Origin of the sequence: Saccharopolyspora taberi, from assembly GCF_039534165.1 — a bacterium.
In the GTDB taxonomy this organism is placed as follows: Bacteria; Actinomycetota; Actinomycetes; order Mycobacteriales; family Pseudonocardiaceae; genus Saccharopolyspora_D; species Saccharopolyspora_D taberi.
In genome coordinates, this window is sequence record NZ_BAAAUX010000011.1 from 1 (window position 1) to 17,726 (window position 17,726).

Annotated in this window: 19 protein-coding genes and 1 pseudogene; 10 read left to right on the plus strand and 10 right to left on the minus strand. The window is 72.5% G+C overall.

Going from position 1 to position 17,726, the window contains the following annotated elements; all coding sequences use genetic code 11:
* From ABD691_RS09180 to ABD691_RS09190, 3 genes and pseudogenes are all read right to left on the minus strand, one after another.
* Positions 1-700: pseudogene (locus ABD691_RS09180) on the minus strand (serine/threonine-protein kinase); the annotation flags it as partial.
* Between the two features lie 44 nt (positions 701-744).
* The gene (locus tag ABD691_RS09185) at positions 745-2,277 is read right to left on the minus strand and encodes a GGDEF domain-containing protein (protein ID WP_344679094.1); all 1,533 of its coding nucleotides are present in this window, start codon (positions 2,275-2,277) and stop codon (positions 745-747) included.
* Between the two features lie 227 nt (positions 2,278-2,504).
* Positions 2,505-3,824 carry a TIGR01777 family oxidoreductase gene (locus ABD691_RS09190; protein WP_344679095.1) on the minus strand — a complete coding sequence of 440 codons (1,320 nt, stop codon included), beginning with the start codon at positions 3,822-3,824 and terminating at the stop codon, positions 2,505-2,507.
* A gap of 77 nt (positions 3,825-3,901) precedes the next feature.
* Between ABD691_RS09190 and ABD691_RS09195 the strand changes: the two genes are divergently transcribed.
* Genes ABD691_RS09195 through ABD691_RS09205 form a run of 3 tightly spaced genes read left to right on the plus strand, consistent with a single transcriptional unit; the run spans position 3,902 to position 5,135 of the window.
* Positions 3,902-4,036: a hypothetical protein gene (locus ABD691_RS09195; RefSeq protein WP_344679097.1), complete on the plus strand. Its 135-nt coding sequence runs from the start codon at positions 3,902-3,904 to the stop codon at positions 4,034-4,036.
* Positions 4,033-4,509 (plus strand): RNA polymerase sigma factor, encoded by a 477-nt coding sequence (locus ABD691_RS09200; RefSeq protein ID WP_344679098.1) that lies wholly within the window; start codon positions 4,033-4,035, stop codon positions 4,507-4,509. Before ABD691_RS09195 ends, ABD691_RS09200 begins: the two co-directional genes overlap by 4 nt.
* 14 nt (positions 4,510-4,523) lie before the next feature.
* Positions 4,524-5,135, plus strand: a complete 612-nt coding sequence (locus ABD691_RS09205; RefSeq protein WP_344679099.1) for a methylated-DNA--[protein]-cysteine S-methyltransferase — start codon at positions 4,524-4,526, stop codon at positions 5,133-5,135.
* 1 nt (position 5,136) lies between these two features.
* Here ABD691_RS09205 and ABD691_RS09210 read toward each other — a convergent pair whose 3' ends face one another.
* Both ABD691_RS09210 and ABD691_RS09215 read right to left on the minus strand, forming a co-directional pair.
* On the minus strand, positions 5,137-5,943 hold the full coding sequence (locus ABD691_RS09210; protein WP_344679100.1) for a DUF3592 domain-containing protein: 807 nt from the start codon (positions 5,941-5,943) through the stop codon (positions 5,137-5,139).
* 158 nt (positions 5,944-6,101) lie between these two features.
* Positions 6,102-6,812 (minus strand): hypothetical protein, encoded by a 711-nt coding sequence (locus ABD691_RS09215; protein ID WP_344679101.1) that lies wholly within the window; start codon positions 6,810-6,812, stop codon positions 6,102-6,104.
* 577 nt (positions 6,813-7,389) lie between these two features.
* On the opposite strand from ABD691_RS09215, the gene kynU reads away from it, so the two are divergent.
* From kynU to ABD691_RS09235, 4 genes are all read left to right on the plus strand, one after another.
* On the plus strand, positions 7,390-8,625 hold the full coding sequence (kynU, locus tag ABD691_RS09220) for a kynureninase (protein WP_344679102.1): 1,236 nt from the start codon (positions 7,390-7,392) through the stop codon (positions 8,623-8,625).
* Positions 8,626-8,760: 135 nt separating this feature from the next.
* Positions 8,761-10,155, plus strand: coding sequence for an amino acid permease (locus tag ABD691_RS09225; RefSeq protein ID WP_344679103.1), 1,395 nt, complete (start codon positions 8,761-8,763; stop codon positions 10,153-10,155).
* Between the two features lie 648 nt (positions 10,156-10,803).
* The gene (locus ABD691_RS09230; protein ID WP_344679104.1) at positions 10,804-10,953 is read left to right on the plus strand and encodes a hypothetical protein; all 150 of its coding nucleotides are present in this window, start codon (positions 10,804-10,806) and stop codon (positions 10,951-10,953) included.
* 4 nt (positions 10,954-10,957) lie between these two features.
* The gene (locus tag ABD691_RS09235; protein ID WP_344679105.1) at positions 10,958-11,728 is read left to right on the plus strand and encodes a hypothetical protein; all 771 of its coding nucleotides are present in this window, start codon (positions 10,958-10,960) and stop codon (positions 11,726-11,728) included.
* On the opposite strand, the gene ABD691_RS09240 is transcribed toward ABD691_RS09235, so the two are convergent.
* A complete protein-coding gene (locus ABD691_RS09240) occupies positions 11,722-12,147 on the minus strand; it encodes a tautomerase family protein (protein WP_344679106.1) in 426 nt (141 codons plus the stop codon). The two genes, ABD691_RS09235 and ABD691_RS09240, sit on opposite strands and share 7 nt — an antisense overlap.
* A gap of 32 nt (positions 12,148-12,179) precedes the next feature.
* Positions 12,180-12,866 (minus strand): SDR family oxidoreductase, encoded by a 687-nt coding sequence (locus ABD691_RS09245; RefSeq protein WP_344679107.1) that lies wholly within the window; start codon positions 12,864-12,866, stop codon positions 12,180-12,182.
* Positions 12,867-12,966: 100 nt separating this feature from the next.
* Between ABD691_RS09245 and ABD691_RS09250 the strand changes: the two genes are divergently transcribed.
* Complete coding sequence (locus tag ABD691_RS09250; protein WP_344679764.1) at positions 12,967-13,446, plus strand: winged helix-turn-helix transcriptional regulator; 480 nt, start codon at positions 12,967-12,969, stop codon at positions 13,444-13,446.
* On the opposite strand, the gene ABD691_RS09255 is transcribed toward ABD691_RS09250, so the two are convergent.
* Complete coding sequence (locus ABD691_RS09255) at positions 13,443-14,606, minus strand: heparan-alpha-glucosaminide N-acetyltransferase domain-containing protein (protein ID WP_344679108.1); 1,164 nt, start codon at positions 14,604-14,606, stop codon at positions 13,443-13,445. The genes ABD691_RS09250 and ABD691_RS09255 overlap by 4 nt on opposite strands.
* 230 nt (positions 14,607-14,836) lie before the next feature.
* On the opposite strand from ABD691_RS09255, the gene ABD691_RS09260 reads away from it, so the two are divergent.
* Positions 14,837-15,286 carry an NUDIX domain-containing protein gene (locus ABD691_RS09260; protein ID WP_344679109.1) on the plus strand — a complete coding sequence of 150 codons (450 nt, stop codon included), beginning with the start codon at positions 14,837-14,839 and terminating at the stop codon, positions 15,284-15,286.
* Positions 15,287-15,395: 109 nt separating this feature from the next.
* Positions 15,396-15,674 carry a DUF1540 domain-containing protein gene (locus ABD691_RS09265; RefSeq protein WP_344679765.1) on the plus strand — a complete coding sequence of 93 codons (279 nt, stop codon included), beginning with the start codon at positions 15,396-15,398 and terminating at the stop codon, positions 15,672-15,674.
* On the opposite strand, the gene ABD691_RS09270 is transcribed toward ABD691_RS09265, so the two are convergent.
* Both ABD691_RS09270 and ABD691_RS09275 read right to left on the minus strand, forming a co-directional pair.
* Positions 15,659-16,654 (minus strand): Acg family FMN-binding oxidoreductase, encoded by a 996-nt coding sequence (locus ABD691_RS09270; RefSeq protein ID WP_344679110.1) that lies wholly within the window; start codon positions 16,652-16,654, stop codon positions 15,659-15,661. The genes ABD691_RS09265 and ABD691_RS09270 overlap by 16 nt on opposite strands.
* Positions 16,655-16,729: 75 nt before the next feature.
* Complete coding sequence (locus ABD691_RS09275) at positions 16,730-17,713, minus strand: nucleoside hydrolase (protein ID WP_344679111.1); 984 nt, start codon at positions 17,711-17,713, stop codon at positions 16,730-16,732.
* Between the last annotated feature and the right edge of the window lie 13 nt (positions 17,714-17,726).

Genomic DNA, 17,726 nt, shown 5'->3' on the forward strand with positions numbered 1-17,726 from the left:
CGCGGCGGCGGCCGGTCACCGCCCAGCTCGGCGCGCCCGCCAGCCGCACCAGAACGCATCCCACCACCGCGGCAGGCAGGAAACCGAACCAGGTCAGCAGCACCGCGTTCGCGTTCAGCCCGATCGTCAGCACCGCGAAAGCCAGGAAGGGAAGCCAGAACAGCCGGGCAGGCCACATCGGGCCGCGGCGGAACGCCAGCTGCGCCTGCAAACGCGTGACGAGCAGCGCCAGCAACGGCAGCACCAGGCTCGCCGCGTACGGGACGAGCAGCAGCGGCCTGGCGGTGTCGGTCACCGCGTCCAGCAACGTGCGCGAGTCGCCGAGGTAGTCGATCTCGGGCGGCAGCACGCAGTGCCCGACCCCCATCGAGGCGACGTCCCGGCTGGTCAGCCCGGGCGGAACAGCTCCCCCGGCGGCCCGCGAGTAGATCTCGGACACGGCCGCGAAGCCCCCGAACGGCAGCGCCGCCGCGAACACCACCCCCACCGCGGCGAACAGGGCGAGCGTGCCGGGCGGGTACCAGTTCCCGGTGCGGCGCCGCACCACTGCGATGCCGAACGCCCCGAGCACCGGTCCCAGCGCGAAGAACGCGCCGGCCGCCACCGTCGCGAGGGTCCACCCGCCCGGGCAGGTCGCGGGCACCACCGACCAGCGCAGCCAGGACAGCAGCGCGCTCACCACCCCGACGACGAAGTCCACATCCCCTCCCCGCGAGCCAGGCCGGCCCCGCACCGGGAGCCGGTTCAGTGAACGCGGGCCTTCTGGTCGAGCATCGCGCGATCCGCGGTTTCGAGCGCCGCCAGCAGATCGCGGTGCTCGTTCAGCTCGGCCCATCCCACGGTGACCGCCACCGGGGTGCCGACCACCAGAGCATCCCAGTTCTCGGCGGCGATCGCAGCGGTGATGCGCTCGCCCACCGAGCCCGCGGTCGCCAGGTCGGTGTCGGGCAGGTGGACCACGAACTCGTCGCCGCCGTAGCGGGCGACGAAGTCGCCCACGCGCACGGTGCGGGCGAGGATCGCCGCGACCCGGCGCAGCACCATGTCGCCGGAGAGGTGGCCGTGCACGGTGTTGACCGCCTTGAACCCGTCGAGGTCGATCACCCCGACGCACCCGCGCGTCCCACGGCGGGCGATGCCGGCGAACCAGCGGTCGAAGTGCCTGCGGTTCGGCAGCGAGGTCAGCGGGTCGGTCAGCGCCTCCGTCTCGTACCGGCCGACGACCCGGTTCAGCGCCTCGTGGTCGAGCTGCACCCGCGCGCTGTCGACCAGCCGCTCCCGCAGGTGCTCGATCCCGTCGGCGGCCAGCCGGACGGCTTCGCGGTCGGCGGCCAGCGCCGCCCGGTAGTCGCCGTCGGACTGGTGGGCGATCGCCCGGACCCGGCTGATCTCGGCCGCGCCGAGCGTGTAGGCGTGCACGTCGCGGTCGGCGAGCAGGTCGATCGCCTCGGCCGGGCGGCCGTCGCCGACGGCGGCGCACGCGGCGGCCAGCAGCCGCAGGTCCGCCGCCTCCCAGCCGGTGGCCTCGGCGGCGAGCAGGTCCGGGTCGAAGCGCGCGGGCTCGCCCAGGGCGAGCAGCCGGGCCGCGGCGTAGCCGTAGTAGTACTGCTCGACGCACCACATGCCGCGCAGCGAGTCCCGGTCCCACGCGCGCAGCACCTCGTGGAGCATGCGGACGCATCCCTCGGTGTCGCCGCGGTGGTCCTTCGACACCGCCCACCGGACCGCGACCTCGGGCAGCGCGTGGTCGCCGGGGGCGAGCCCGATGGCCCGGCCCATCCGGTAGGCGCGGTCGGCGGCGCTGGTGGCCTGCGCGTGGAACCCGAGGTAGGAGTGCGTGACGGCCAGGTTGTGCCAGGCGTTGACCGCCTCGATACCGGGCTGCTCGACCTGATCCAGCTCGCGGGAGCTCTGCACGAGGTGCCGGATGCAGCGCTCCAGCGAGTCCTGGGCGGCCACGATCCCCGCCAGCGCGTACAGGTCGCCCAGCAGGGCGTGGTCGCCGACGCCCTCCAGCACCCGGAACCCGCGGTCGAGCAGCGCCGGGCAGTCGGCGACCCGGCCGAGGTTGAACAGCGAGCCCAGCCGCAGCACCAGCGCCCGGCCCTCCAGCCGGGGATCGGCGGTCCCGTCGGCGATGGTGGCGGCGAGCCGGGCCGCGGCCTCGTCGTCGCCGTCCCGGATCAGCCGCCGGACCTCGGTGAAGGCCGGGTCGTCGCCCTCGTCGGCGGGCAGCGGGAGATCCGGGGGCCCGTCGATCTCCGGGGGCGGCGTCATCGCATCCCTCCGGTCCCCAGCCTCGCTGCCACGGGGACGATACTACGACCCGGACACCCCGGACAGAGCGTTTCGCCGGAAAATTCCCGGTGCTCGGCGGAAAACGCCGGGGATCGCGGGTCACGATCGACCGCGGATCCACTATGGACATCCGGTTTGTCCTGCGCGGACGCGGAAATCCTTAGTCGATCAAACAAACCTCAGTGGACACCCGCGGCGCGGTCCGATCAGCCGGTCCGGCCCAGGGCGTGCCGCAGCGCGGGTTCCAGACCGCGGAACCGGAAGCGGTGGCTCAGGTCCAGCAGCCGCTGCGGCACCACCCGCTGGTCGGCTTCGGCCAGTTCGCGGGCCCCTTCCGCGCCGAGCAGCAGGCGCGGGCCGAACGACGGGGTGGGCACGACAGCGGGCCGCCGGAGCACCTCGGCGAGGGTGCGGCTGTAGTCGATGTTGCGGAGCGGGTGCGGTGCGACGGCGTTGACCGGACCGGACAGTCCGGTGTCGACCAGCGCCCGGTAGTAGACGTCGAGCAGATCGTCGAGCGCGATCCAGGACGTCCACTGCTCGCCGCTGCCCAGCCGCCCGCCGAGCCCGGCGGCGAACAGCGGGCGCAGCATCCTGAGCATGCCACCGGCCGCCGACTGCACCTCCCCGGTGCGGACCCGGACCGTCCGCACCCCGGCGTCCTCGGCCGGCGCGCTGGCGGCTTCCCAGTCGACGACGACGTCGGCAAGGAACCCCGATCCGCGCGAACTCCGCTCGGTCAGCGGCTCGTCGCCCCGGTCCGGGCCGTAGAAGCCGATCGCCGAAGCGCTGACGAACGCCCCGATCGCGCCGCGGGCGGCGAGCTCGGCCAGCGCGCGGGTCGGGCCGACCCGGCTCGCGCGGATCTCGTGCTTGTGCGCCGGGGTGAACCGGCCCGCGATCGACGCGCCCGCCAGGTGCACGACCGCGTCGACCCCCTCAAGCAGGTCCGGGTCCGGGGCCTCCGGCCGCCACCGCCGCTCCCCCGCCGTGCGCGGGCTGCGCCGGACCAGCCGGACGACCCGGTGGCCACCGGAGGTCAGCAGCGCCGTCAGCGCCGATCCGACCAGGCCCGACGATCCGGTGACGGCGACCGTCAGCGGTTCCGGCCGCAGCTGCCGCGCCCAGCGGTGCACCGCGAGGTCGTCGGCGAGCTGGCGGTGCCGGTAGGTGAACACCGGCCGCAGGAACCGCTCGGGCACCGGGGTGTCGACGGTGTCGGTGAGCCGGGTCCGGTCACCGCCCTCGGCGGTGAACTCGTGGGTGTGCCGCCAGCGGAACCGCCCGTCGACCTCGTCGGCGAACCGGTACGGCGGGTCGTAGGCGTCCGGGTCGTGCCGCGCGGTCCACTTCAGACCGCCGGGCAGGGCCAGCACCGCCCGGCCGTCGCGCAGCGAGACCGACTCGGTGACCACCCTGGCCGGACCCCAGGGCGGGGTGAGCCGGATGATCGCACCCGGTCTGGTGTGCCAGGTGAACACCTCGTCGATCGGCGCTTCGAACACGCTGGAGTGCACCAGTCCCATAGCCGCGCAGGCTAGTTGCGCCGGTACCGGGCCGCCCGGTCAGGCGCTGGCGCGGCGGACCGGGCAGAGTCAGGTCGATGACGACCACGACCGCGTTGTTCACCCGGGACCGCCGCGGCCCGCTGCCTGCCGCGTTGCCGGTTCCTGGAGCACTGCTGCCGGTCCCGCCTCACGTTTCCGGCGCCGCGGACGTCTACCAGGTGTGCCGATGAGACCTTTCGAGCAGATCGTGGCCGAGTACGGGCCGGTGGTGCTGCGGGTGTGCCGGGCGGTGCTCGGTCCGCAGGACGCCGAGGACGCCTGGTCGGAGACCTTCCTCGCGGCGCTGCGGGCGTACCCGGACCTGCCCGCCGACGCCAACGTGGAGGCGTGGCTGGTCACGATCGCCCACCGCAAGGCCGTCGACGTCACCCGCTCCAACGCCCGCAGGCCGATCGCGGTGGAGGAGGTGCCCGAGCGGCCGAGCGGCACCGGCCGTCCGGACCGCTGGGACGGCGACCTGTGGCGCGCGCTGCGCGAGCTGCCCGGCAGGCAGCGCTCCGCGGTCGCCTACCACTACCTGGCCGGACTGCCCTACCAGGAGATCGCGGCCATCACCGGAGGCAGCGCGGACGCCGCGCGCAAGGCGGCCTCGGACGGGATCAAACGGCTGCGCGCCACCTACCCGGCCGCCACGAGCACGTGAGGAAGGACCCGACGATGACCGCACCCGATCCCGCCGACCTGTTCGCAGCCCTGACCGAGGTCGACGACCGGACCCGCGCCCGCCTGCACACCCGGCTGGTCGCCTCCGCGCGCGACGAGGGCGTCCTGGACATCACCTACCGCACGGTCGACACGCCGGTCGGCCCGCTGCTGGTCGCGGCCACCGAGCAGGGCCTGCTGCGGGTGGCCTTCGCCCGCGAGGACCACGACGCCGTGCTGTCGGCGCTGGCCACCGCGGTCAGCCCGCGGATCCTGCGGTCCGGCGAGCGGCTGGACGAGGTCGCGCGGCAGCTCGACGAGTACTTCGCCGGGTCGCGCCGCCGGTTCGACGTGCCGCTGGACCTGCGGCTGTCGAAGGGCTTCCGCCGCGACGTGCTCGCGCACCTGCCGCACATCGAGTACGGGCGCACCGAGAGCTACGCCGAGGTCGCCGCCGCCGCCGGAAGCCCGAAGGCGGTCCGCGCCGTCGGGACGGCCTGCGCGAGGAACCCGCTGCCGGTCGTGGTGCCCTGCCACCGCGTGGTGCGCTCCGACGGGTCCTTCGGCGGGTACGTCGGCGGGCCCGAGGCCAAGCAGCGGCTGCTGACGATGGAGGCGGCCGCGTAGTTCAGGCGAGCATCGCGACGCCGACCGCCGCTGTTGCCAGCCCCAGCAGGAAGAGCACGGCGGCGGACCGCGCGTTGCGCGCCAGCGACCCGGCGACGCCCTTCCCAGGGCGCTCCGCCGGGTACCGCACCGGGACCCGGGTGCCGACCTTGCGGGAAACGGCCCTGCTGACGAGCTGGATGCGGCGGTGGTGGAGATCGAGGAACTCCACCACCGCGAGATCCCGCCCCTGGTTCTGGGACGACCGGCGCACCACCGTGCCGGTCGTGGTGTGCCCGTCGCGGTACCGGAGCAGCAACCGCCAGAACCACCAGCAGCCGCCCCCGACCATGAGCAGGCCGATCACCAGGTTCACCAGCCCGAAGACACCCTTGACCGGAGAGCCGGACGGAATCGACCGGGTTCCCTGGGGAAGAACTCCGGCCAGCACCAGCACGCCGAGCAGCATCACACCCGCGCACGGCGCCGCCACCAGCAACGACCAGTACCGACCCCGCACGTCCGAGGCGAGCCTGGCGGTGTCGGGATCGTTCTCCAGGTAGACGAGATCGGCCTCCATCCCCACCGGGGCGAACGAGCCGAAAGCGCCGCGCTGGGGCCGGAAGTCGACGTAACGGCCCCGCCGGTCGACGAACCGGAGCACCGGTTCGTCCATGCCGTCGGTCCTGCTGACGTGCCCGACCACCCTGCCGCGGGCGGTGACGCCGGATCTCCGCAGGCGCAGGCGAACCCGCGTCTCCCAGCCGACGAGCGCCAGGATGATCGCGGGGAGAAGGACCAGGAACGCACCGGTGACGACGGCGTTCATCGCGGGCTCACCGGGCCGGACGGCCGGGGCGACTCGCGGGCCGGCGGTCGGCGTCGAGTCCCCGCGCGGGATCCCATGAGATCAGCCCTGGCCCCCATGAGATCAATTCCAGCAGAGCACCGCCGCCGCTTCACAGGGCTGAACGGAGGACGTGGGGATCAGCTGCCGACCGCGTCTCCGTGCCAGGACAGCAGGTCGGTCACCAGCGACTGGACCAGCCGCACCGCGTGGTCGACCGCGACCGCCGCGGGAGGGCTGAGCTCGCCGTGCACGCCGTGGGCGGCGGGCTCGCAGGTGACCGTGATGTCGAGTCGTTCGCCCACCATCCGCCCGAGGTCGGTCTCCCGGACCGACAGCCCGCCCGGCCGGTTCCCGCACGCCGCGACCTGGAGCAGGATCGCCTTGTCGTAGCAGGGCAAGGCCTGTTCCAGATCGAGCGTGCGGATGCCGAACTCGGCGAGGTGCACGCCCGGCGGGCAGCCGCCCTGGCGCAGCCGCTCCACCACCGCGCGGCCGAAGACGCCGTCCACCCGGAACGCGTCGCCCACGCTGGCCACCAGGATCCGCCCGCCGGACACCGCGCCGGTCGGCCGCAGCGGTTCCAGCTCCTCGGGTTCGAAGAAGAACCGCCGCCCGATCCGGCACATCGGCCCGAGGTCGCGGGCCGGGTCGTAGTCGAGCACGACCACCACGTAGCGGCGGCCGTCGGTGCCCTCCTCCACCCGGTCGACCTCGGCCGTGCGGTCGGCCAGCATCAGGTCGACGATGTCGGCCCGCTGGTGCGGGCGCAGCCGCACCCGGGTTCCCGCCCGCAGTTCGTCCTCGCCGACGACCCCCTGCGCCTCGAGGCGCTCAGTCGCGTCGGTCATGTCCACCCCCGAATCCGTTGAGCGCGGTGCTGATCGCGATCGCGCGGCGGGCACGCCGGAACCCGCGCCGCCGGACCGCGTCGGCCGTTCGCGGTCAGGACGTGGTCGAGCGGCTCCCGTGATGCCGTGTCCTCGGGGCTGCTGTTCTCGGTGACCAGGTGGGCGTGCACGACCACCTCCGACCGCGCGGGCCTTGCGCATGCGGAGCCCGCCGTTCCCGCGGCTCGCCGGCCCCACGGCCACGGTATGACCGCCAATCGGTACCCGCAGCGGGATCACGTGCGGTAAGAACGGACGACCATCACCCGATTGGGAAAAATCACCCGCCGACCTCGCCTCGCGTCATCGCCCCTGACCTGGCCCGACGCCACCGCGCGGCAGCCGGGCCGGGAGCACTCCCGGAACCCGCCGCCGGGGCGGCGCGGGCCCGGCCCGCAGGCGGTTCCGGACACGCACAGCAACCAACTTTCACCCCGCCGTGAAGCCGCCACGCGTCCGCGAAGCCCGGCGCTATTGCCTTTTGATGACGACCGTTACAGACTCCGCAGGTCATTCCGGCGACCGAACGAGGGGTGCGATGACCGAGGTCCGGCGGCAGGATTCCGCGCTCCGCCAAGCCAGAGCGCTGGACGAGGCCGATCCGCTGCGCGGCTTCCGGGACCGGTTCCTGGTCCCCGAGGGCAGCGACGTGATCGCCTACCTCGACGGCAACTCGCTGGGCAGGCCGATCCGCGCCGCCGCCGACCGGATGGCCGCCTTCGTCGGCGGCCAGTGGGCCGACCGGCTCATCCGGGGCTGGACCGACGAGTGGATGTGGTGGCCGGAGACCGTCGGCGACCGCCTCGGCCGCGCCGCCCTCGGCGCCGGGGACGGCCAGGTCGTCATCGCCGACTCGACCACGGTCATGCTCTACAAGCTCGCCCGCGCCGCGCTCGGCGCGCGACCGGACCGCGGCGAGATCCTGCTCGACACCGACAACTTCCCCACCGACCGCTACGTCCTCGAAGGCATCGCCGCCGAGCTGGGGCTCCGGCTGCGCTGGATCACCACCGACCCGGCGGCCGGGATCACCGCCGAGCAGGTCGCCGAGGCGGTCGGGCCGGACACCGCGCTCGCCGTCTTCAGCCACGTGGCCTACCGGTCCGGCTACCTGGCCGATGCCGGGACGATCACCGCCACCGTCCACGAGGCAGGCGGCCTGGTGCTGTGGGACCTGAGCCATTCGGCCGGTTCGGTCCCGGTCCGGCTCGACGACTGGGGCGTGGACTTCGCGGTCGGCTGCACCTACAAGTACCTGTGCGGCGGTCCGGGATCGCCCGCGTTCGGCTACGTCAACCGGCGCCACCACGGCCGGGTGCGCCAGCCCGTCTGGGGCTGGATGGGCAGGCAGGACCCGTTCACGATGGGTCCCGGCTACCGGCCCGCCGACGGCGTGCGCGGCATGGTGTCGGGCACCCCGCCGATCCTGGCGATGATCCCGCTGATCAGCGGGATCGAGCTGCTGGAGGAGGCGGGCATCGACGCGGTCCGCGACAAGTCGCTGCGGCTGACCGGCTTCGCGCTGGACCTCGCCGACTCCTGGCTCGCCGCCGAGGGCGTCGAGGTGGCCTCCCCGCGCGAGCCCGAGCGCCGCGGCGGCCACATCACCGTCCGGCGGCCGGACTTCCGCGAGCTGACCGACGCGCTGTGGGAGCGCGGGGTCATCCCCGACTTCCGCGCCCCGGACGGGATCCGCATCGGTCTCGCCCCGCTGAGCACCGGGTTCGAGGAGCTGCACCGCGGGATGTCGGTGCTCGCCGAACTCGCCGGATGACCCCGCGCCCGGCTGTGTTCCTCGGCACAAACCGCGACCCGGCGCTCGAACCCGGCGCACCGGCCTGCCACCGTGCAGCGAGCCGATCCACCACCTGACCGCAGGGAACACCGCCGTTCCCCGAGGAGGACCACGTTGAAAGCAGGCACGCCGGCGCTGAGCCGCGGACTCACCACCCGGCACATCCGGTTCATCGCGCTGGGCTCGGCGATCGGCACCGGGTTGTTCTACGGCTCGTCGGAGTCGATCCAGGCGGCAGGCCCCTCGGTGCTGCTGGCCTACCTGATCGGCGGTGCCGCGGTCTTCCTGGTGCTGCGCGCCCTGGGCGAGATGGCGGTCAGCGATCCGGTGCCGGGCTCGTTCGGGGAGTACGCGCGCAAGCACCTCGGCCCGCTGCCGGGCTTCCTCACCGGCTGGACCTACACCTTCGAGATGATCATCGTCTGCATCGCGGACGTGACCGCGCTCGGCGTCTACATGCAGTTCTGGTTCCCGGACGTGCCCAGATGGGTGTGGGTGCTCGCGACGCTGTGCGTGATCGGCACCGTCAACCTGCTCAGCGTCAAGGTCTTCGGCGAGCTGGAGTTCTGGTTCTCGCTGGTCAAGGTGCTGGCGATCATCGCGATGATCGCGGGCGGCGTCCTGGTGGTCGTCTTCGGCTTCCAGTCCCACGGCGTCGAGGTCGGCGTGCACAACCTGTGGGCGCACGGCGGCTTCTTCCCGACCGGTCTGGACGGTTTCCTCGCGTCGTTCGCGATCGTCATGTTCGCCTTCGGCGGCACCGAGATCATCGGCATCACCGCGGGCGAGGCCGAGGACCCGCAGCGGACCATCCCGCGCGCGGTCAACACCGTCCCGGTGCGGATCCTGCTGTTCTACGTGCTCACCCTCGGCGTGATCATGTCGATCATCCCGTGGCGCGACATCACCGACGCCGGCAGCCCGTTCGTGCAGATCTTCGGAAGCCTGGGCCTGACCTCGGCGGCGACCGTGCTCAACGTCGTGGTCATCACCGCAGCGCTGTCGGCGATCAACAGCGACATCTTCGGCGCCGGGCGGATGCTGTTCGGCATGGCCCAGCGCGGCCAGGCCCCGGCGGTGATGCGCCGGGTCTCCCGCAACGGGGTGCCGTGGATGACCGTGGTCGTGATGACCGGCGCGCTGCTGGCGGGTGTCCTGCTGAACTACCTGATCCCGGAGCAGGTCTTCGAGATCATCGCCTCGATCGCCACCTTCGCCACGGTCTGGGTCTGGCTGATGATCCTGCTGGCGCACTTCCGCTCCCGGCGCCGGATGACCCCGGAGCAGGTCGCGGCGCTGAAGTTCCCGGTACCGCTCTGGCCGTACGGGCAGATCGTCACCATCGCGTTCATGGTGCTGGTCTGCGTGTTGCTCGCGTTCTCCGCCGAGACGCGCGTGGCTCTGGTCGTCGGCGTCGGATGGCTCGCTGTGCTCGCGGTGGTCCACCTGGTCTGGGTTCGCCGCCGCGGCGGCGAACCCGCGCGGGACCTGAGCACACCCGTGGGCTGAGCCTTCGGGGCGCTTCCGCTTGTTGGAGCGGGCCGTGCGGAACCGGGTTACCCGGCGTGCGGAATTCGCTACCTTTGGGCGAAGACTCGTGGAGGTGCGATGGCTCGCAGAAGGGCCGTCCGGGGTCGGCTCGTCGCGTACGCGGTGTGCTTGGCGTTCATTTGGGCGGCGGTGTGGGCGGTCGACACCTCGTGGGCGTCGCTGCTGCTGCTGGCCTACGTCCTCACCGCCGCAATCGGGCTTTCGAGCTGGCGGCTGATGCGCGGGCGAGAAGAGACCCCGACGGATGTGCCTGGTGAAACCGCGCAGCCCGAAGGCGATCCGCACGTTCGCCCTGGGGACCACACCGGATCTTCAACCGGCAACCTGCTGAGCGGGCCCGTTCAAGGTCCTGCGGTTCAGGCGGGAACGATCCATGGTCCAGTGGTCCAGCCGGTCACTCACCACCATTACTACCGTGGGACGGACGAAGGTCCGGCAGACCGAGAGCCACGAAGACTTCGTGACGGCTCTGCGAGCGCTGGCCGAGATCGCGCCGAAGCCAGCCGCTGACGCGATCGAGTTGCCCGGTCGGGTGTCCCGTGTTTGCCTGCTCCTTCCGCACGGGCAGACCAGGGTTGAGGACCCGACACGCGAAGGAGCCCCGAAATGCCGTGGACCAAGGTGACGACCCCGCGGGTGCCGCTGCTCCGGCAGCTGATCACGGAGCCGATCGGCCCGAGGCGGGCGCCCGCCGGGTACGACCCGCTGCTGCACACCGGTCCGCGAACGCCGCCGGAGCTTCTCAGGCGCCGGTGATCGGTTGGACGTCGACGAGGCGGTGCGCGCCCTTTACCGCGTCCCGCCTCCGGACTTCGTGGCGGAACGGGACCGGCAGGCCGCGCTCGCCCGCGACGGAGGCGACGGCCACCTCGCCGCCGAGCTCAAGAAGCAGCGCAAGCCGGTGCTCGCAGCCTGGGCGGTCAACCTGCTCGCCGGGTCGGCGCGCAAGCAGCTGGACGCGCTGGTCGACGTCGGCGCGCGGATGCGGTCCGCGCAGCGGGACCTGCGGGCGGACGAGGTCCGCACGCTCGACCGGGAACGCGCCCGGCTGCAACGCGAGCTGACCGCCACGGCGGTGAAGCTCGCCGAGCAAGCCGGGCACCCCCTGGGCGGCCAAGCGGTGCAGCAGGTCGAACAGACCCTGCACGCCGCGGTGTCCGATCCCTCGCAGGCCGCGCAGGTGCAGGCCGGAACCCTCGTGAAACCCCTGAGCTACAGCGGGTTCGGGCTCGACGAGCTGTCCGCCGAAGCACTCCTGCGCGCGCCGGAACGCCAGAAACCGGCCGCTCCCAAGAAGAAACTCCGCGCGGAGCTGGCCGCTGCCGCCGAAGACGTCCGCCGGGACGAGCAGTCGCTCGCCGAAGCCCGGCGGACGCTGGAGGAAGCCGAGCAGCGGCAGGCGGAACTCCAGGAACAGCTCGACCAGGCCGCTCGGGAGGTCGACGACGCCCGCGAAGCGGTCCGGAAGGCCCGGCAGCAGCACGAGCAGGCGCAGCAGCGGCACCGCGAGCTTCAGGCGCGGGATCAGTAGGGAGCCGCCGCGTTGTTCGCCGCCCAGCTCTTCTCCGCGTCGGAACCGGCCGGGGGCGGCACGATCCCGTTGATCATCCAGAGGTCCTCGCTGGTCTCGTCCACGTGGAACTCCCAGTGCAGCCCCGGGTGCCGTTCCAGGTGGGGCTGCAGCATGCGCCTGATCCACTGCGCGGTCCGGCGGCGGCTCTCCTGGTCGGGGTTGCGCCGGGCGATGTGGTCGATGGCGATGCGGACCCCGGCCGGAGCGGGGTCCCCGCCGACGTAGAAGTCCTCCGGGCGGGTCTCGTGGAACAGCGTGATCACGTAGAAGCGGGGCAGCCCGACCTGTTCGTAGTGGTCGGCGATGCGGGTGGCGAGCTGGTGCTTGTCCTCGCCGGTGAAGGTTCCGGGCGTGTGGTGGATGGTCCACAGCGGCATTCGAGTTCTCCTCCGGTTGGTGGGATTCGGTGTCAGCGGGCGAAAACCAGGTCTTCGACCGGCCCGGACAGCGCTGCCTTGGCGGCGGCGCTGACGTCGTCGGCGAGCACTTCCACCGCCCCGTTCTCCAGACCGTCGACGATCCGCGCGGCCACTTCGGCCGGGGTCGCCTTCGGGCGTTCGATGGCGCTGACCATCTCGGTGTCGATGAGTCCCGCGTGCGCGCCGACGACCTGGGTGCGCTGGCCGGCCAGTTCGAGCCGCAGCGAGTTCGTGACCGACCATGCCGCCGCCTTGGACGCCCCGTAAGCACCGCTGCCCGCCAGCCAGGACAGGACCGAGTGCATGTTCACGAGCGCTCCCCCGCCGTTCGCGGCCAGGACCGGCGCGAACGCCCGCGCCACCCGCAGCGGTCCGAAGACGTTGACGTCGAACGTCGTTGCGGCGGCGTCGAGATCGTCCGCGAGCAGCGCGGCCGGGAGCAGGACCCCGGCGTTGTTGAACACGATCTCGGCATCGGCGGCGAGCTCCGCGAGAGCGGCCACCGACTCCGCCGAGCGGACCTCCAGCTCGGCCGCAACCACCCGCGGGCGGTCATCGCCATGCGCCGAGCGCGCGGTGGCGTACACCTTCCGCGCCCCGCGGGCCAGTACCTCGTCCACCAGCGCGGCGCCGAGGCCGCGCCGGCCTCCGGTCACCACGACGGTTCTGCCTGCCACCGCTACCACTTCGCCCTCCATCTGAATAACGATCACGTTAGTTAGATGACAACACGGACCGCTGGATAATGCAAGCGTTAGTTACAATGTCCGGGTGGCGATGGAGTTCGAGGAACGGCTGCGCGACCGGGAGAAGTGGTCGATCGGCGACGGCTGCTCGGCCGCCCGGGTGCTGGACCTGCTGAGCACCAAGACGGTGTTCCTGGTGGTCCGCGAATGCTTCTACGGCACGACGAGGTTCGAGGACTTCGTGACGCGGATCGGGACCTCGGCCCCCGCGGTGTCGCGAGCGCTCAAGCAGCTGGAGTCGGCGCGGATCGTCACCCGCGTTCCCTACCAGGAACCGGGAAAGCGGGCCCGCGACGAGTACCGGCTGACCGAGGCAGGCGAGGACCTGCTGCCGGTGTTCCTGTCGCTGATGCAGTGGGGCGACAAGCACCTGCAGGACGACAACCCGCCCCTGTCGTTCGTCGAAGCGGAGACCGGCCGCGCGATGGGAGTCCGCGTGACCGCCGACCCGGCGCCGGAGACGGCTTCCGACGACATCGAGATCCGGCTGAACCCCGCCTGGCGGCGCTAGCCGCCCCTGCCCAGCACCGCGTCGCGGGCGCGGTTCGACAGCAACGACACCGCCCACTCCAGCGGTCCGCGTTCGAAGAAACTCCGCCAGACGACGGCGAAAGCCAGCGCGACGCCGAGCTGGACGAGGTAGCCGGGAACCGCGTCGAACACGTCCAGCGGGGAGACCATGAACGCGATGTGCGCGCTGTAGATGGTCAGCGGCATCGCGCCGACCGCCGACAGCGGCACGAACACCGCGTGCACGACCTTGCTCGGCACGGGCCGGGTCACGTGCGTGAGCAGCAGCACCGCACCGAGCAGCGCGACCGCGACTCCGGTGGTGTGGATCAGGTCGATCGGTGTTCCCGTGTGGCGCACGTCGGCGACGAGCCACCACCACGTGCCCGTGGGTGTCGTGCCCGATTCCCCGAACTTCATGATGTCGTCGACATCCGAGGGAGTCAGGTCGTCATCCGCCGCGCTGCTCAGGATCGCGGCCATCCCGCCGAACGGCCCGAGCAGCAGCCGCGACAGCAGTGCGGCTCCGACGGCCATCGCGGTTCCCGCTCCGAACATCGCCCAGGCCGTCCGCATCGAGGACAGCCGCAGCCTGCCGAGCAGGATTCCCACCGCCAGGTAGGTCATCCACGGCAGCGCCGGGTACCCGCCGGTCAGCATGACCTCCACCAGCAGTCCGAGCGGATCGGTGAACAGGTATCCGAAGGACGGGTTCTCCAGGGCTGGTTCGGGCAGGAGGTCCCGGATGAGCTGGCTCAGCACCGGCACCGCCAGCGGCAGCGCCACCACCGCCGCGACCAGCCCGCGGGTGCTCAGGAACACCAGCGGGATCGCCAGCAGGAACATCGCCCCGTAGTAGGCGAGGATGACGTCCACGACGTCGATGTCGGCGTAGCCGAGGCTGAGCCCGATCAGCCCGATCCCGAACGCCCGCCCGGTCAGCGCGGCGGCCACCGCCCAGCCCTCGCGCCCGCCGGGAACCTTCCGGCGCCGGGTGGTGAACGCGATCCCGAGCCCGGCCAGCACCGCGAACACCGCGGCGGAACGCCCGGTCACCACCGCGTTCGACAGCGTCGGGTTCCCCGCCGCGTCGGAGCTGTCGAGGGCGTGCAGGCCCATCATCCCGAACAGCGCGATCCCGCGGGTCGCGTCGACGCCCACCAACCTTCCGGTACCCGCGCGCAGCATCCCGTCGCGCCAGGTCCTCGCTTTGGCACTCAGTCTCAAGATCCACGGCCCCCGTTCCGGCGGCAGCCTCCCGGACGCTCGGCCCGGCGCACTCCTCCCAGACTGGCCGCGGTCGGCCCGGTCGGCTCGTCGATCTGCCCCGTCGGATTAATTTCACTCGACACTGAAGCCACAGTCGCAACAAACGGATTAGGCTCGCGACGGTGAGCTTCCAAGTGGTCCCCGCGGCGTACGTGATCTTCCGCCGGAACGACGAAGTGCTGCTGCAACTGCGCGAGAACACCGGATACATGGACGGCCACTGGGCGGCAGCCGCGGCCGGCCACATCGAGGCCGGCGAGCCCGCCCCGGCTGCGGCGGTCCGGGAGGCCGCCGAGGAGCTCGGGGTGCGCGTCGACCCCGCCGACCTGGTCCCGCTGGCGGTCATGCACCGGACCAGGGGCGACGGCCAGGCGATCAACGAGCGGGTCGACTTCTTCTTCGAGTGCCGCCGGTGGACCGGCGAGCCCCGGCTGATGGAACCGGAGAAGGCCGCGGACCTGCGCTGGTTCAGCCTCGGCGCGCTCCCGGACCCGGTGGTCGCCCACGAGCTCCGCGTGCTGCGCGGACTCCGCGACGGCGACCTCGACCTCGTGCTCGTCCACGGGTTCTGACGCACGTCACCTATCAGGTGAAAGTCGGTGCTTCGCCGGGCTCCCCGCCGCAGGTGCTGGTGACAGTGGCGGCACAAACCCCTACTCCCCCGGGAGGATTTCCGTGGAAATGCCACTGGTCAACAACTGCGGAGCCGAGGACTGCGCCTACAACAGCGATCACAACTGCCACGCGCTGGCCATCACCATCGGCGAGCCCCGGCACGCGCAGTGCGACACCTTCACCACCGTGTCGCAGCGCGGCGGTGACCCGGACGCGATCGGGCACGTCGGCGCCTGCAAGATGAGCGACTGCCGGCACAACGTCGACCTGGAGTGCCAGGCCCCGGGCATCACCATCGGCTACCAGCAGAACACCGTCGACTGCCTGACCTACGCCCCGGCCTGATCGACCAGCAGCTCCCGCGGCTCCCGGCGGGGCGTCGCGGGCGCGGGCGTGCCGTAGCCGACCCGGACCACCGCCTGCGGGTGCAGGCTCCCGCCGAGCAGCCGCCGCAGCTCCTCCCGGACCTCGCCGACCTCGGTCACCTGCGAGATCAGCGACGCGACCAGGCCGAGCGAGGTCGCGGTGAGCAGCATCCGCTGCAACGCCTGCCCCGCCTCCAGGTCGGCGGTCCGGGTGCCGCTGTGCGAGCACAGCACCAGCAGCAGCGGGTCGTACTCGAAGTCCTTGCCCGGCAACCGGATCCGGGCCTGCCCGCCGGAGAAGTCCCGCAGCACCCACTGGTCCTGGGGTTCCGGCAACGGCCCGGCCGACGCCGCGGGCACCCCCTCGACCTCCCCGGGCCCGCGGCCGGTCCACTCCAGCATCTCGGCGACGAATGCCGGATCGTCCAGCTGCGCCCGGTGCGCGGTGCGCACCAGGTTCTCCAGAACCCCCAGCTGCGACCGCTCGACGACGTGCAGCCAGCAGTCCTCGGCCTGCACCGCGCGGACCAGCGCCTGGCAGTGGGCCAGCGGCACCGGGTCGGGCAGGAACGGGCGCCGGTTGCTGCGGCGGACCGGGATCGCCCGGAACAGTTCGGACTCCGGCGGCGCCGGGTCGGCGTGCTCTGCGACCCGGACGTGCGCCAGCGCCCACGGTCCGCCGGTGCGCGGCACCAGCGTCACGTCCGGCCGGATCCCGGCCTGCGCCAGGGCGATCCGGAGGTTGAGCAGCGCCGCGCCGCAGCCGACGCGCAGCTCGCGGTCGTCCGGGTCGGCGGCGGGCAGCCTGCGTCGCGGATCGCAGAACAGCTCGATCGACTCCGGCGACAGCCGGAACCGCCAGGGCTGGCGGTTGTGCAGCGACGGCGCCGCACCGGCCAGCCGGAGCAGCTGCTCGGTCTGCTCCGAGGACAGGCCCAACGCCGGTGGAAACGGTTCCATCTCCCACGCCCCTCAACACCGCGCGAACCGAGTCTCGCAGAGCACCCGCCGCACCGCCGACTTCGGCACACAGGGTCAGGCGACGTGCCGCGACCGCTCCCCGCCCGTCCCGCACAACCGCTCGACCAGCAGGTCGGCGAAGGTCCCGGCGGTCCGGAGCACGACCCGGACGCGGGCCGCGTCCTGCGCCGGGAAGCCCAGGTACTGGCCGCGGGTGTCGGCGACCGTCATCCCGCGCCCCGGCCCGTCCCCGGTGTCGACGTCGACGTCGACCACCGGGGCCAGCAGCGGCTCGACGTCGCCGACCGCGATCGCCGCCGCCAGCGGGTCGTGGCAGGCCGCCTGCCGCACGCCGAACGTGCGGCGCTCGTAGAAGCCGAGGTAGTGGTCCAGGATCGCCGCCGCGAACTCCGCCGCGGGCGAGCCGCCCGCGCGCAGGCTGCGCTGGTGCTCCTCGGTCAGGACCTCGGTCATCGTCACGTCCAGCGGGACCAGCGTGACGTCCCACACCGCCCGCAGAACGATCCGGGCGGCCTCCGGATCGTTGTGGATGTTGGCCTCGGCCACCGGGGTCACGTTGCCCGGGTGGTGGGCCGCGCCGCCCATGACCGTGACGTGCCCGACCAGCTCCGGCAGCCGCGGTTCGAGGTCGAGCGCCGCCGCCAGGTTCGTCAGCGGCCCGACCGCGAGCAGGTTCAGCCTGCCCGGGTTCTCCCGCGCGAGGCGCACGATCAGCTCCGCCGCGGGCTCGCCGGACGCGGCGCCGACCGGAGCGGGCAGACCGGTGTTGCCCAGCCCGTCGTCGCCGTGGACGTACGGGGCGAGGTGGAAGGTGCCGCGCCGGTTGGTGCGCGCGCCGACCGCGACCGGAACGTCGTCGCGGCCAAGCATCTCCAGCACCCGCAACGTGTTCGCGGCCGCGGTGCCCGCGTCGGTGTTGCCGAACACCGTGGTGACCGCGCGCAGGTCGACCTCGGGGTCGCCGAGCAGGTAGAGCAACGCCAGGGCGTCGTCGATCCCGGTGTCGCAGTCGACGACGAGTGGTTGCTTGGGCGCCATGGATTGCCTTTCG